Below are 12060 nucleotides of genomic sequence, written 5' to 3'. Positions count from 1 at the left end.
TCGGCCCCTGGCGAGGCCGACTTACTTTCTTTGTCTTGCCAAAGAAAGGTAAGCAAAGAAAGGCGCGCCCGAGATGGCGACTTCCCCTTGTATTTGTGTCACGGGGAGGGAGGGGAGGCAAACTCGCTGCGCTCAGACAGCCTCCCCTCTTTTTCCTCCCCGCGACAAGAATCCAAGGCGCCATCTAGGGCAGGGTACGGCCACACCCTCTGCGTGCCGGAGTTGGCGGCGTTGCACACGTTTTGGGTGGTTACTTTCTCAGATGAAGCCGCCGTCGGTCATCAAGGTGCGGCCGGTGATCCAGCGGGCGTCGTCCGAGGCCAGGAAGGCGATGGCGTCGGCGATGTCATCGGGTTCGGCCAGGCGTCCCATCGGTGTCGATTCGCGCATGCGTGCTTTCACCTCATCGGGAATCGGCGCGGTCATGTCGGTGCGCGTGAGGGCGGGGGCCACGGCGTTGACGGTGATGTTGCGCGGGCCCAGTTCTATGGCAAACGCGTGGGTGAGGGCGCTGACCGCGGCCTTGCTTGCCGCATACACCGCCAGCCCTGCGCGGGGCCGGTACACCAGGCTGGAAGACACGTTCACGATATGCCCGCCGCGAGCCGGCACATGTGGCAGCACCGCTTGCGTGACGAGAATCGTCGAGAAGGCATTGGTCCGGAACTGCGCGTCGAACGATGCGAGATCGATGCTGCCCACCGGCTGGCTTTCCAGGATGCCCGCATTGTTCACGAGGATGTCGATGGCGCCGAAGGTCTCGCGCACGGTGCTCACCATCGCGTTAACGGATACGGCATCGCCCACGTCGGCCTGCACGGCAATGGCTTGCGCGCCGGTGCCGCGAATGCTGTTGACCACGGCGTCGGCCTCTGCGGCGTTGCTTCGATAGACCACGGCCACGCGTGCGCCGTCGGCGGCCAGTCGATGCGCCACGGCAGCGCCAATGCCGCGCGAGCCCCCGGTGACGATAGCGGTGCGGCCTGCCAGGCGTTGGGGCGTGGACGGGGTGGTTTGAGTTGCGGACATGCTGTTCTCCTGAATGGGTGCGATGTTTCGGGAGAACAGGTTACGAACGAGCGGGCTTGTGCGCAGCCCGTTCGGCCGCGACGCGGCGTTCCAGCATTGGAACGACCGAGCTGCGATCAGCCCTGCTGGCGTTTGCGGTATTCCGCCACCTTGTGCCGGTTGCCGCAGACAGCCATGCTGCACCAGCGGCGCTTGTGCGACTTGGTGCGGTCGTAAAACCACAGCGTGCATTCCGGGTGTTCGCACACGCGCACGAGCTGGAAATCGCCCTCGGCGAGCAGATGCGCGGCGGCTTCGGCCAGCGGTGCCAGACACTGCTCAACTGAATCGGTTGGGCGCAGGCGCTCGACGCGGGGGGGGCCGTTTTCCCAGACCAACATGGGATGGCTTGGCGCCTGCCGCAGGAACACGTTGAGCGCATCGGCGCTGGCTGCACGGCCCGACTTGCGCGCCTCCACCAAGGTGCGAATCACCTCGCGAAGGTGCCGCGCCACGGCCAGCAGCACGCCGGGTGGATAGCGACCTGCCACGGGCTCGACGAGCCAGCCGGCGCGCACCAGCCAATCGGAGACATCGACGTCGTTTTGCCAGAAATCGTGGGGCTGGCCGTTGACGTTGGCCACGGTGTTGAGCATGTCCAGCACAGGGTCGTCGGCGATCAGCAGGGGCGCATCGGTGGCAGCAGCGGGTGCGGGCATGGCGGCTTTCAAAAAGGCGGTGGATTGAATTGTAACCGATTTAATTGGCTATGCAGGTTACTCATTGCACGCGTGTTTCAACGGGTCAGTCCGATGAAAAGCGCGCCGCATTACCATGTCTCATCCAAGTAACTCGCCGGAGACGATCATGAGCGCATGGCCCGATGCACGCGTGCTGGAGTTGTTCAACATCGAAGTGCCCATCGTACTGGGGCCGATGGCGGGGGTGGCTGGCGTGGAGCTGGCGATTGCCGTGGCGCGGGGAGGGGGCCTCGGTTCGCTGCCGTGCGCGATGCTCAGCGTCGAGCAGATCCGTCAGCAAGTCGAGCAGTTCCGGGCGGCCGTGCGTGGACCCATCAACCTGAACTTCTTCTGCCACACGCCGCCACAGTCAGATCCCGAGCGCGATGCCAAATGGCGCGCCCATCTGGCACCGTACTACGCAGAGTTCGGTATCGACTTGAACGCGCAAGCGCCAGCCGTCAACCGCGCGCCGTTCGACGAAGCGACCTGCGCGCTGGTGGAGGAATTGAAGCCGGAAGTGGTGAGTTTCCACTTCGGCCTGCCCTCGCCGGAATTGCAGGCCCGCGTAAAGGCTACGGGGGCGAAGGTCATCTCCGCTGCCACCACGGTGGAAGAGGCGCGCTGGCTGGAAGCGCGCGGCGTAGACGCCATCATCGCCATGGGCAACGAGGCGGGCGGCCATCGTGGCATGTTCCTCGCCAAGACGATCGAATCGCAGGTCGGCACGTTCGCGCTGGTGCCGCAGGTGGCGGATGCGGTGAAGGTGCCCATCATTGCAGCGGGCGGCATTGGCGATGCGCGCGGTGTGGTGGCGGCGTTGGCGCTGGGGGCATCGGCGGTGCAGATCGGCACGGCCTATATGTTGTCGCCGGAGGCCAAGACATCGGCCATTCATCGCGCGGCGCTCAAGCAGGCAACGGACGCCGACACCGCGCTCACCAACCTGTTCACCGGCCGCCCGGCGCGTGGCATCGTCAACCGGCTGATGCGTGAGATTGGCCCGATGAGTGCGTTTGCCCCGGCCTTCCCCACGGCCGGCGGTGCTTTGGCGCCGCTGCGCGCCAAGACCGAACCGACCGGCTCGGGCGATTTCATCAACCTGTGGTCGGGACAGGCCGGCCGGCTGGCCACGGAAGAATCGGCAGAAACCATCACGCGGCGCATTGCCGCCCAGGCGCTCGAACGGCTCACCTGAGTTTTTCTGCTGCATCGCTTCCCGCGCGGGCACGCCAGACGGCGTGCCCGTTTTATTTGGCATCACAAATCGGCATGCGAGCGATGGGAAAATTTTATGTAACTTGTGAAATGTAATTTCAAAGGTTACGATGGCTTCACTGCTGTTTCCCGAAACCCATCCGGAGCCTTGCCATGAACGCCCCTGCCCGAACCGCTGATCTGGTTGTCGATGCGTATGCCCCCAGTGCTGTGCGCCACCGCACGGTGGATGTCGAAGGTGTGCGCGTGTTCTATCGGGAGGCTGGCCCAGCCGATGCGCCCACCGTGCTGTTGCTGCACGGCTTTCCCAGCGCGTCGCATATGTTCCGCAACCTGATCCCTCAGTTGGCCGCGCGCTATCACGTGGTGGCGCCGGACTTTCCCGGTTTTGGCCTGACGCAGGTGCCAAGCGGCTTCCGCTACACGTTCGACAACCTGGCGCGCGTGGTAGACGGCTTTACGCAAGCGATCGGCCTGTCGCGTTACGCAATCTACGTGTTTGACTACGGCGCGCCGGTCGGCTGGCGTCTGGCGATGGCGCATCCGGAGCGGATCAGCGCCATCGTCACGCAGAACGGCAACGGTTATGAGGAAGGCCTGGGCGAGGGGCCGTGGGCGCCAGTCAAGGCTTATTGGAGCAACCCGGACCAAGCGCATCGCCGTGAGTTGCATGCGATCGTTTCGGATGAGATGACGCAGTGGCAATACCTGGATGGCGTGCCGGACCCGACGCGCGTGGCGCCGGATGGCTACCTGCTCGACCAGTATTTTCTGAGCCGTCCGGGCCAGCTCGACATCCAGATGGATCTGTTCCTGGATTACGCGAGCAATGTGGCGCTGTATCCGGCGCTGCATGCGTATTTCCGCGCGCATCGGCCGCCGCTGCTCGCGGTGTGGGGTCGCAATGACACCATCTTCATTCCGCCCGGCGCAGAGGCCTTCAAGCGTGACCTGCCAGATGCAGAGGTGCACTTTGTCGACAGCGGCCACTTTGCGCTGGAGACGCACCACACGGAAATTGGCCGACGCATGCTCGACTTTCTTGGCCGCGTGGTGAAGTAGCGGAACCTGCGGTTCAAGCCAGCGGTTGCATGGTGGATTCCGCAGCAAAGCGCTCGCGCAGGAACGCCACCAGCGCCTTCACCGAAGGCGGTACGCCGGCACGCGATGGATAGAGCGCGTGCAGGTCGGCCGGCTCGGGCGTCCAGCCGGGCAGCACCGTGCGCAGGCGGCCGCTGCCGAGCGCCGCATGACAGCAGTGCAGCGGCAGGATGGCCAAGCCGAGCCCGGCAATGGCCGCTTCGCGCAGGGCGATGATGTTGTCGCTGGCAAAGCGCGGGCGAAGCGGTAGCGCCAGCCGATGGCCGCGCGCATCCTGCAGCACCCAATCGCGGCTGCGTGTGAGCGAGCCCTGTCCCAGGCACGGAAAGTCTTCCAGCGCGGCGGGCGTCTCCGGTTCTCCTACACGGGCAACCAACACGGGGCTGCCGACCAGCACGCGCGGCGAGATAGCCAGATGCCGCGCCACCACATCGCGCGAGGGCAGTGGCCCCGTGGCCGCGCGGATCGCCACGTCAATGCGCTGCTCGATCAGGTCGACGTAGGTGTTGGACAGGTCCAGCTCGATGCGCAGCTTCGGATGCGCATCGGCAAATTCGGCCAGCCAACCTGCCACCAGTGTTTCCGCCAGCAACGGCGATGTGCCGACGCGCAGCACGCCGGCCGGTTCGCTGCGTGCCGCCCCAGCCAGTGCTTCAATGGCCGCCGACGCATCGGCCATGTCGCGCGCGTGCCGATAGACCGCTTCGCCCACGGGCGTGACCGATACGCGATGGCTTGAGCGTTGCAGCAGCCGCGTGCCGAGCTGCACCTCCAGCTCGGCAATGCGCCGGCTCAGACGTGACTTGGGGATGCCCGTGGCGCGCTCGGCAGCGGAAAAGCCCCCGGCTTCCACTACGCGCGTGAAGAGGTAAAGGTCGTCGAAGCGCTTCATGTTGGTACTGGGTTGCGGTCGAACCGCATTGAAGCATAGGCGCGGGCCGGGCATTGTCGCGGGCAATGGATCAGCGCTGTACAGTGTCGCTGGGCGGGGCTGCGCGCGTCGGAATACCGCGCAGACCGGTTCGGAGTCTGGCACGCCTGCGCCCTCGCGCGGGCATCAATGCAAGGAGACGGCATGGACAGGCAAGGCACGCAAACGCAGGGGATGTCCCGCGATCGGCTCGCACGGGTCGAGCACTTCATCGATGACGCTTACATTGCGACGGGCAAGCTGCCCGGCGCGCTCGTCCAGGTGTGGCGGCGCGGCGAACTGGCCTTGAACTCCGTGCTGGGCCTGGCCGACCGCGAGCGCCAGGTGCCGCTGGCCGAAGACTCGCTTTTCCGCATCTACTCGATGACCAAGCCCATCACATCGGTGGCGTTCATGATGCTGGTGGAGGAATGCAAGGTTGCGCTGGACGATCCGGTCAGCAAGTTCATCCCCGCATGGGCGAACCTGGGCGTGCACGCCGGCGGCTTCATGGAGGGCTTCCAGTCGCGCCCGGTCAAACGCCCCATGCGCATGGTCGACCTGCTGCGCCACACCTCCGGGCTGACCTATGGCTTCCACCAGAACACGAATGTCGACGCGGCGTACCGCCGGCTGAAGCTGGGCGATATTGCTACCGATGGCACGCTCGACGAGATGATCGAAAAGCTGGCCGGCGTGCCGCTGGAGTTCTCTCCGGGCGAGGCGTGGAACTACTCCGTTTCCACCGATGTGCTCGGCTACCTGGTCGGCAAGATCAGCGGCATCCCATTCGAGACGTTCCTGAAGGAGCGGATTTTCGACCCGCTGGGCATGGTCGATACGGCGTTTCACGTGCCGGAAGAGAAGGCCTCGCGCTTCTGTGCGTGCTACGCCGTGGGGGCGATGGGATCGAAGGCGGTGTCCGATCGTGGGCCGGTCTTGCAGGACGATCCGCGCGCCAGCCCATACCTGAAACCACCCAGCTTCATTTCCGGCGGCGGTGGTTTGGTTTCCACCGCGGCGGATTACCTGCGCTTCTCACGCATGTTGCTGCAGGGCGGCGAGTTGGATGGCGTACGCCTGCTGGGGCCGAAAACGCTGGCGCTGATGACGGCCAACCATCTGCCGGGCGGGCGCGACATGTCGAGCCTGTCGTCGCCTTCGATGTTCAGCGAGGCAGCTTATGACGGCGTGGGATTCGGGCTGGGCTTTGCGACCACGATCTCCCAGGCGGCCACGTTGATTCCCGGCAGCACGGGCGATTTCTTCTGGGGCGGCGCGGCCGGCACCTTCTTCTGGGTGGACCCGCAGGAGGATCTGATCGGCCTGTTCCTGACGCAGGTCCTGCCGTCGTCTGCCTACCCAGTGCGTCGGCAATTGCGCACGCTTGTCTATAGCGCGATCACGGATGTGGGTGGTCCGGCGCGTTGAGCACGCGTTGACCATCAAGGCGGCGGAGCATGCTGCGCCACCGCCCTGATCATCACGTCGCTCAAGCGCCGATCAAACGTCGAACCGGACGCCCTGCGCCAACGGCAGCGCGCCGCTGTAGTTGACGGTGTTGGTGGCGCGGCGCATGTAGCCCTTCCATGCGTCCGAACCCGATTCCCGCCCGCCGCCGGTTTCCTTCTCGCCGCCAAATGCCCCGCCGATTTCGGCGCCCGATGTGCCGATGTTGATATTGGCGATGCCGCAATCGCTGCCCGCCGACGACATGAAGCGCTCGGCATCGTTCAGGTTTGCCGTGAAGATGGCAGACGACAGGCCCTGCGGCACGCCGTTCTGGATGGCGATGGCCTGTTCGGTGTCGCCGTCATACGTCACGACATAGAGGATGGGCGCGAAGGTCTCGCTTTCCATCACCTTCGTCGGCTTCGGCATCTTGACCAGCGCGGGGCGCACGTACCAGGCGTCGGTGCCCAGGTCTTCGCGTACGCGCTCGCCGCCCAGCACTTCGCCACCTTCGGCGCGGGCCTGCGCCAGTGCCTGCTGCATGCCGTCGAAGGCGGCCTGGTCGATCAACGGGCCGACCAGCGTGCCGTCAGCCAGAGGGTCACCAATCGCAATGCTCTGGTAGATCTTTTCCAGACGGGCCAGCAGCGTATCGGCCACCGAGCGATGCACGATCAAACGTCGCAGCGACGTGCAGCGTTGGCCCGCCGTGCCGACGGCGGCAAACGTGATGGCGCGCGCCGCCAATTCCAGATCCGCCGATGGCGTGACGATCATCGCGTTGTTGCCGCCCAGCTCCAGGATCGAGCGGCCGAAGCGCTCGGCCACCTTCACGCCCACCTGGCGGCCCATGCGCGTCGAGCCCGTGGCGCTGACCACGGGCACAAGGTGGCTGGCGACCAGCGCTTCGCCCACGTCGCGCCCGCCGATCAGCAGCTGGCTCAGCCCGGCAGGAATGGCCCCCGGCTTCTCTGCGTTGAACGCGTCGACAACCTGCTGCATCAGGTGCTGGCAGGCGATGGCCGTGAGCGGCGTTTTCTCCGACGGCTTCCACACGATGGCGTTGCCGCACACCAGGGCGAGCGCGGCGTTCCACGACCACACCGCCACCGGAAAGTTGAACGCCGAAATGATGCCCACCACGCCCATCGGATGCCACGTTTCCATCATGCGGTGCCCAGGGCGCTCGCTGGCGATGGTCAGGCCATGCAGTTGCCGCGACAGGCCGACAGCGAAGTCGCAGATGTCGATCATCTCCTGCACTTCGCCCAGCCCCTCGGAGGTGATCTTGCCGGCCTCCAGCGACACCAGTTCACCCAGTGCCGCCTTGTGCGTGCGCAGCACTTCGCCCAGGCGGCGCACCAGCTCTCCGCGCACGGGTGCCGGCACGACGCGCCACGCCAGATACGCCTGATGCGCGCTCTGGATGGCAGCCTCGGCCTCGCTGGCGGTATGCGATTTCACGGTCGCCAAGACCGTGCCATCGCGCGGGGCGCGGCTCGTCCAGTCCGTGCCTTCATAGGCCTTCAGGTCCAGGCCGAGGGCCTTCAGTACGGTCTGCAATCGTGTTCGTGAATCTGACATGGCGTGAATCCTTGCTCTTCTCTCGTGTTCAATCGAAAAACTGTTGCGATGCGGTGATGCGTAACGCTCAACGCTCGACGATGCGGTTCCAGCGCTTGCTCCACTCGGGGCGCTCGGCGTTGATCACATCCCAGTCCAGCGCAACGGCCGTCTTCAGGATGGTGTTCATCTTGTTTTGCTCTTCCGCCGCCTTGCCCTTGAGCGGCGCCTTGGGGTTGACTGGATTGTAGGAGCCGTTTTCCATGGCGAGTGCCTGCGCCTCGGGGCTGATCAGGTAGTCCGCCAGCTTCTGCGCCAGCTCGGCATCCGGATTGTTGGCCAGCACGCACTGCGCGGTGAGCAGAACGACGGCGCCTTCCTTAGGTGCGACGAATTCCATCGGGATGCCCTTGGACTTCATCAGCTCCACCTGCGTGAGCGTGTACGGGAACAGCGCCGCATCGCCGGCCTGCATCATCTCCACCACCTTCGACGAGTTGGGGATGTACTCGACCACGTTCGGGCCGATGGTGGTGGGCCATGCCTTGAAGGCCGGGTCGACGTTCTTTTCCGTGCCGCCCTTGAGCCGGTTGAACATCAGGAAGGCATCCAGCCCGAACGACGAAGCCGGCATGGATTGCACGACCACCTTGCCCTTGTATTTCGGGTCCGCCAGATCACCCCACGAGGTGGGCGGCGTCCAGCCCTTGTCGGCAAAGATCTTGGTGCTGTAGGCGAGGCCCGTCAGGCCCATCGACAAGCCGACCGCGTAGTCACCCTTGAGGTGCGCAATGGCGGGCACAGCCGCCAGATTGGCCGATGGCTTGAGTTTTTCGCACAGCCCCATGCCGATGGCGCGGAACATGACACCGTCGTCCAGCGTCATCACGTGCATCTGTGCCTTGCCCTTGGTCGCCTGGGCCTTGGCGAGGATGTCGGTGGAGGTGCCGGGCACGACGACGACCTTGACGTTGTTGGCTTTCTCGAACGGCGGGAACACGAACTGCGTGTAGGTGCGTTCCATGTTGCCGCCGTTCATGCCGATGTACAGCGTCTTGGTGTCGGCGTGGGCGGCGCCCGCGGCGAGCAGCGCCATACCGGCAGCCGCAGCAATGACGGACGTGAACGATGTTTTCGCGTGTTTCACAAGCATGGTGATCTCCTGGGGCATCAAGTGCATCAAGCTGCCGGTGGCAGAAAGCGTTGGATGGAAAAGGGCTCGATCGGCGTGGTGGTGCGGCCTTCGGCAATCAGCTCGGCCATGACATCGCCCACGCCGGGGCCGAGCTGGAAGCCGGCACCGGCAAAGCCAAAGGCGTGGAACAGGCCGGGACGGCGGGCACTGGGGCCAATCACGGGCTGGTCGTCTGGCAGGTTGCCTTCCGTGCCACTCCAGGTGCGGATGATGTGGGCGCCTGTGAGTTGCGGCAGCAGCGCCGCCAGTTGCGGCAACTGGCGCAGGATCGCCACGTGCGAAGAGCGTGCGCGCTGGTCGTCCAGCACGTAGCCGCGCCCGCCGCCGAACACCACATTGCCGCGCCGAACCTGGCGGCAGTAAATGCCGCCGCCTTCCACGCCCAGGCTCCAGGGCAGGAAGAATGGCAGCGGCTCGGTCACGCCCATGGTGGGCGGGATGGTGAACATCGGTACGGGTTCGCCCCATTGCGCCGCAAACTGGGCCGCCCAGGCCCCGGCGCAGTTGACCAGCGCGGAGGCTTTGACTTCCAGATCGCGGTCATGCTGCCGGGCATGGACGACGAAGCGCGCGCCATCGTGCTCGACCGATTGCACTGGCGCGTGCTCGCGCACATCAGCGCCTGCCGCCTGCGCCGCGTGCGCAAATGCGGGCGACAGCAGGCGCGGGTTGGCCTGTCCGTCTTCCGGGCACAGCGAGCCGCCGACGACCTGGTCGCCGCCCATCGGAAAGACCTTTTGCAGTGCAGCCCGGCCGTCGATGAGCTGCAACCCAAGGCCGTAGCCCTCGCTTCGGGCCGCATAGCTGGCCAGGGATTCCATGTCGGCCACGCTACGGGCGATCTTGAAGTGCCCGCTGCGCTCGTACTCGGCCTCGGTGCCGATCAGCTCGGTCAGACGCCCCCAGATCTGGTGCGAACGCTGGGCCAGCGGCAATTGCTCAATGGAGCGCCCCTGGCGGCGCACACCGCCAAAGTTGACGCCGCTGGAGCGCGATCCACAGAGGTCACGCTCGAGCAACGTGACGGCCAGCCCGCGCCGTCGCAGGAACAGCGCGGTGGCGCTGCCCATGATGCCCCCGCCGATGATGGCCACGTCGCATGCAAGCTGCTCACGCATGGTGGCCCTCCGGTTCGATCACCTCGGTCACATCCAGCGGCAGCGGCTTGATCGGTGCCTGCCCGCGCAATCGGCCCACCTGTGCCAGCGGAACGGACTGCGCGTGCGCCAGGATTTCCGCTGCCGCTGCGCCGCACATCCGACCCTGGCAGCGGCCCATGCCGACCCGGCACAGCGCCTTGAGCCGATTCAGTTCATGCACGCCGCATTCGACCGCCGTCTGGCGCAGGGTGCCCGCTGTGACGTTTTCGCAGCGGCACACGACCAAGTCGTCGCTGGCGTGCGCGGCCCAGTCGTCGGGAAAGGGGAAGGCGACTTCCAGCGCGTGGCGGAACTGCTCGATCTTCCGCAGGCGCCGGCGCAGCGCGGCCAAGCGATCGGCATCGACGGTGATTTGCCGATCCTGCAACAGGGCGAGCGCGGCCAGTTCGCCGGAGTACTCGGCTGCGTCGGCACCCGTGATGCCCGCGCCATCGCCCGCCAGATAGACGCCCGCGACGGAGCTGCGCCGCATCGCATCGATGCGCGGTACATGGCAACGGTGCAGCGCAGAAAACTCGAACGCGCAGCCCAGCAGATCGGCGAGTTGTGTTTCGGGCCGCAGCGCGTAGCCCATACCCACCGCGGAGCAAGCCGTGCGTTGTTCGCGGCCGGCGCTGTCTTGCCAGACGAGTTGTTCGACCGCCGCGTCGCCTTCGGCGCGAAGCAGTCGCACGCCGTGATGCATGGGAATGCCGTGCAGCTTGAGCCAGCCCACCAGCGCCATGCCCTTGGCCATGACGGCAGGCTGGCCCAACATTGCCGGCGCCGCCTTGTAGCGCGCGGTGGCCGGGGCAGTGTCGAGCACCGCCACGACGTTTGCGCCGGCCTTCGCGTACTGGCAGGCCACCAGATACAGCAGCGGGCCGGTGCCAGCAAACACCACGGCATCGCCAATCGCGCAGCCCTGGTATTTGAGTGCGACTTGCGCGCCGCCCAGCGTATAGACGCCCGGCAGTGTCCAACCCGGGATCGGCAGCACACGGTCTGTGGCGCCGGTGGCGACGATCACATCGCGCCACGGCAGGCTGCTGACCGCGCGCGTCGGCATATGCAGCAGGTCGAGCAGATCAGGCTGGGCATTCCAGACCAGGGTCTGCGGGTGGTAATCGATCTGGGGTTGGAGGCGGTCGAAGGTGGCGTGTACGGCCTGCGCACGTTCGGCTTCGGTGCCATACAGATCTGCGGCGCTCCGGGCAAAGCCGTCCGGCTGGCGGCGATAGATCTGGCCGCCGGCGCGCGGCGCTTCATCCAGCACGATGGGTTTGAGGCCGTGCGCCAGCAGCGTCTGCGCCGCACGCACACCTGCCGGCCCGGCACCGATGATGACGGGCTGCAGATCCTCTTGCGACTGCCGCTGCAGTGTGGGGGCGGGTTGCGTCATCACGCGGCTCCCTCGTTGCCGGCCGGTTGCGTGCAGATGTGCATGCCGGGTTCGATCATGGTCTGGCAGGCACGCAGCGATTTGCCGTCGGCCAGACGTACCCAGCAGTCCTGGCATGCGCCCATCAGGCAGAAGCCGGCGCGCGGCTGCTGGCTGAATTCATTGATGCGCAGCTGGCGCGTGTGTGTGAGCACGGCCGTCAGGATGGTGTCCCCGGCGAGGGCTTCAGCGGGCTGGCCATCCAGCACAAAGGCCACCGTGGGGCGATTGCGCTCTTTGAGGCGCTGGAGTTGCGCGCGGGCAGAGCGGTTTGCAGGAGCATTCATCGTGAT

The 12060-nt window shown here is 65.8% G+C and carries 11 protein-coding genes; 3 read left to right on the top strand and 8 right to left on the bottom strand.

Annotated features, from left to right (window positions below; translation table 11 throughout):
• Nucleotides 1–258: 258 nt before the first annotated feature.
• Together ACEN9T_RS04810 and ACEN9T_RS04805 are read right to left on the bottom strand one after the other, a co-directional pair.
• Nucleotides 259–1029, bottom strand: coding sequence for an SDR family NAD(P)-dependent oxidoreductase (locus ACEN9T_RS04810; RefSeq protein WP_413705653.1), 771 nt, complete (start codon nucleotides 1027–1029; stop codon nucleotides 259–261).
• A 116-nt stretch (nucleotides 1030–1145) separates the two neighbouring features.
• On the bottom strand, nucleotides 1146–1727 hold the full coding sequence (locus tag ACEN9T_RS04805; RefSeq protein WP_413705652.1) for a CGNR zinc finger domain-containing protein: 582 nt from the start codon (nucleotides 1725–1727) through the stop codon (nucleotides 1146–1148).
• 148 nt (nucleotides 1728–1875) lie between these two features.
• Here ACEN9T_RS04805 and ACEN9T_RS04800 point away from each other — a divergent pair, with 148 nt between their 5' ends.
• Both ACEN9T_RS04800 and ACEN9T_RS04795 read left to right on the top strand, forming a co-directional pair.
• Nucleotides 1876–2946 (top strand): NAD(P)H-dependent flavin oxidoreductase, encoded by a 1071-nt coding sequence (locus ACEN9T_RS04800; protein WP_413705651.1) that lies wholly within the window; start codon nucleotides 1876–1878, stop codon nucleotides 2944–2946.
• A 173-nt stretch (nucleotides 2947–3119) separates the two neighbouring features.
• Nucleotides 3120–4028 (top strand): alpha/beta fold hydrolase, encoded by a 909-nt coding sequence (locus ACEN9T_RS04795; RefSeq protein WP_413705650.1) that lies wholly within the window; start codon nucleotides 3120–3122, stop codon nucleotides 4026–4028.
• 13 nt (nucleotides 4029–4041) lie between these two features.
• Here ACEN9T_RS04795 and ACEN9T_RS04790 read toward each other — a convergent pair whose 3' ends face one another.
• Complete coding sequence (locus tag ACEN9T_RS04790) at nucleotides 4042–4959, bottom strand: LysR substrate-binding domain-containing protein (protein WP_413705649.1); 918 nt, start codon at nucleotides 4957–4959, stop codon at nucleotides 4042–4044.
• Between the two features lie 183 nt (nucleotides 4960–5142).
• Here ACEN9T_RS04790 and ACEN9T_RS04785 point away from each other — a divergent pair, with 183 nt between their 5' ends.
• Nucleotides 5143–6408: a serine hydrolase domain-containing protein gene (locus tag ACEN9T_RS04785; protein WP_413705648.1), complete on the top strand. Its 1266-nt coding sequence runs from the start codon at nucleotides 5143–5145 to the stop codon at nucleotides 6406–6408.
• A 72-nt stretch (nucleotides 6409–6480) separates the two neighbouring features.
• Here ACEN9T_RS04785 and ACEN9T_RS04780 read toward each other — a convergent pair whose 3' ends face one another.
• From ACEN9T_RS04780 to ACEN9T_RS04760, 5 genes are all read right to left on the bottom strand, one after another.
• The gene (locus tag ACEN9T_RS04780; RefSeq protein WP_413705647.1) at nucleotides 6481–8013 is read right to left on the bottom strand and encodes an aldehyde dehydrogenase family protein; all 1533 of its coding nucleotides are present in this window, start codon (nucleotides 8011–8013) and stop codon (nucleotides 6481–6483) included.
• Between the two features lie 67 nt (nucleotides 8014–8080).
• The gene (locus ACEN9T_RS04775) at nucleotides 8081–9145 is read right to left on the bottom strand and encodes an ABC transporter substrate-binding protein (protein ID WP_092971344.1); all 1065 of its coding nucleotides are present in this window, start codon (nucleotides 9143–9145) and stop codon (nucleotides 8081–8083) included.
• A gap of 26 nt (nucleotides 9146–9171) precedes the next feature.
• Nucleotides 9172–10305, bottom strand: a complete 1134-nt coding sequence (locus tag ACEN9T_RS04770) for an NAD(P)/FAD-dependent oxidoreductase (protein ID WP_413705646.1) — start codon at nucleotides 10303–10305, stop codon at nucleotides 9172–9174.
• A complete protein-coding gene (locus ACEN9T_RS04765) occupies nucleotides 10298–11728 on the bottom strand; it encodes an FAD-dependent oxidoreductase (RefSeq protein ID WP_413705645.1) in 1431 nt (476 codons plus the stop codon). The genes ACEN9T_RS04770 and ACEN9T_RS04765 overlap by 8 nt, the downstream gene beginning before the upstream one ends.
• Nucleotides 11728–12054, bottom strand: a complete 327-nt coding sequence (locus ACEN9T_RS04760) for a (2Fe-2S)-binding protein (protein WP_092971009.1) — start codon at nucleotides 12052–12054, stop codon at nucleotides 11728–11730. Before ACEN9T_RS04760 ends, ACEN9T_RS04765 begins: the two co-directional genes overlap by 1 nt.
• Between the last annotated feature and the right edge of the window lie 6 nt (nucleotides 12055–12060).

The organism is Ralstonia sp. Ralssp110 (assembly GCF_047325135.1).
GTDB classification, from domain to species: domain Bacteria; phylum Pseudomonadota; class Gammaproteobacteria; order Burkholderiales; family Burkholderiaceae; genus Ralstonia; species Ralstonia mojiangensis.
The sequence above is the reverse complement of the archived record's forward strand: the minus strand, read 5'-3'. Positions and strand labels throughout refer to the sequence as shown.

Excerpts from the sequence above, each read along its gene's own strand:
- ACEN9T_RS04780 (WP_413705647.1), bottom strand. The coding sequence starts at position 8,013 with ATGTCAGATTCACGAACACGATTGCAGACCGTACTGAAGGCCCTCGGC.
- ACEN9T_RS04810 (WP_413705653.1), bottom strand. The coding sequence starts at position 1,029 with ATGTCCGCAACTCAAACCACCCCGTCCACGCCCCAACGCCTGGCAGGC.
- ACEN9T_RS04760 (WP_092971009.1), bottom strand. The coding sequence starts at position 12,054 with ATGAATGCTCCTGCAAACCGCTCTGCCCGCGCGCAACTCCAGCGCCTC.
- ACEN9T_RS04795 (WP_413705650.1), top strand. The coding sequence starts at position 3,120 with ATGAACGCCCCTGCCCGAACCGCTGATCTGGTTGTCGATGCGTATGCC.
- ACEN9T_RS04770 (WP_413705646.1), bottom strand. The coding sequence starts at position 10,305 with ATGCGTGAGCAGCTTGCATGCGACGTGGCCATCATCGGCGGGGGCATC.
- ACEN9T_RS04790 (WP_413705649.1), bottom strand. The coding sequence starts at position 4,959 with ATGAAGCGCTTCGACGACCTTTACCTCTTCACGCGCGTAGTGGAAGCC.
- ACEN9T_RS04800 (WP_413705651.1), top strand. The coding sequence starts at position 1,876 with ATGAGCGCATGGCCCGATGCACGCGTGCTGGAGTTGTTCAACATCGAA.
- ACEN9T_RS04785 (WP_413705648.1), top strand. The coding sequence starts at position 5,143 with ATGGACAGGCAAGGCACGCAAACGCAGGGGATGTCCCGCGATCGGCTC.
- ACEN9T_RS04765 (WP_413705645.1), bottom strand. The coding sequence starts at position 11,728 with ATGACGCAACCCGCCCCCACACTGCAGCGGCAGTCGCAAGAGGATCTG.
- ACEN9T_RS04805 (WP_413705652.1), bottom strand. The coding sequence starts at position 1,727 with ATGCCCGCACCCGCTGCTGCCACCGATGCGCCCCTGCTGATCGCCGAC.
- ACEN9T_RS04775 (WP_092971344.1), bottom strand. The coding sequence starts at position 9,145 with ATGCTTGTGAAACACGCGAAAACATCGTTCACGTCCGTCATTGCTGCG.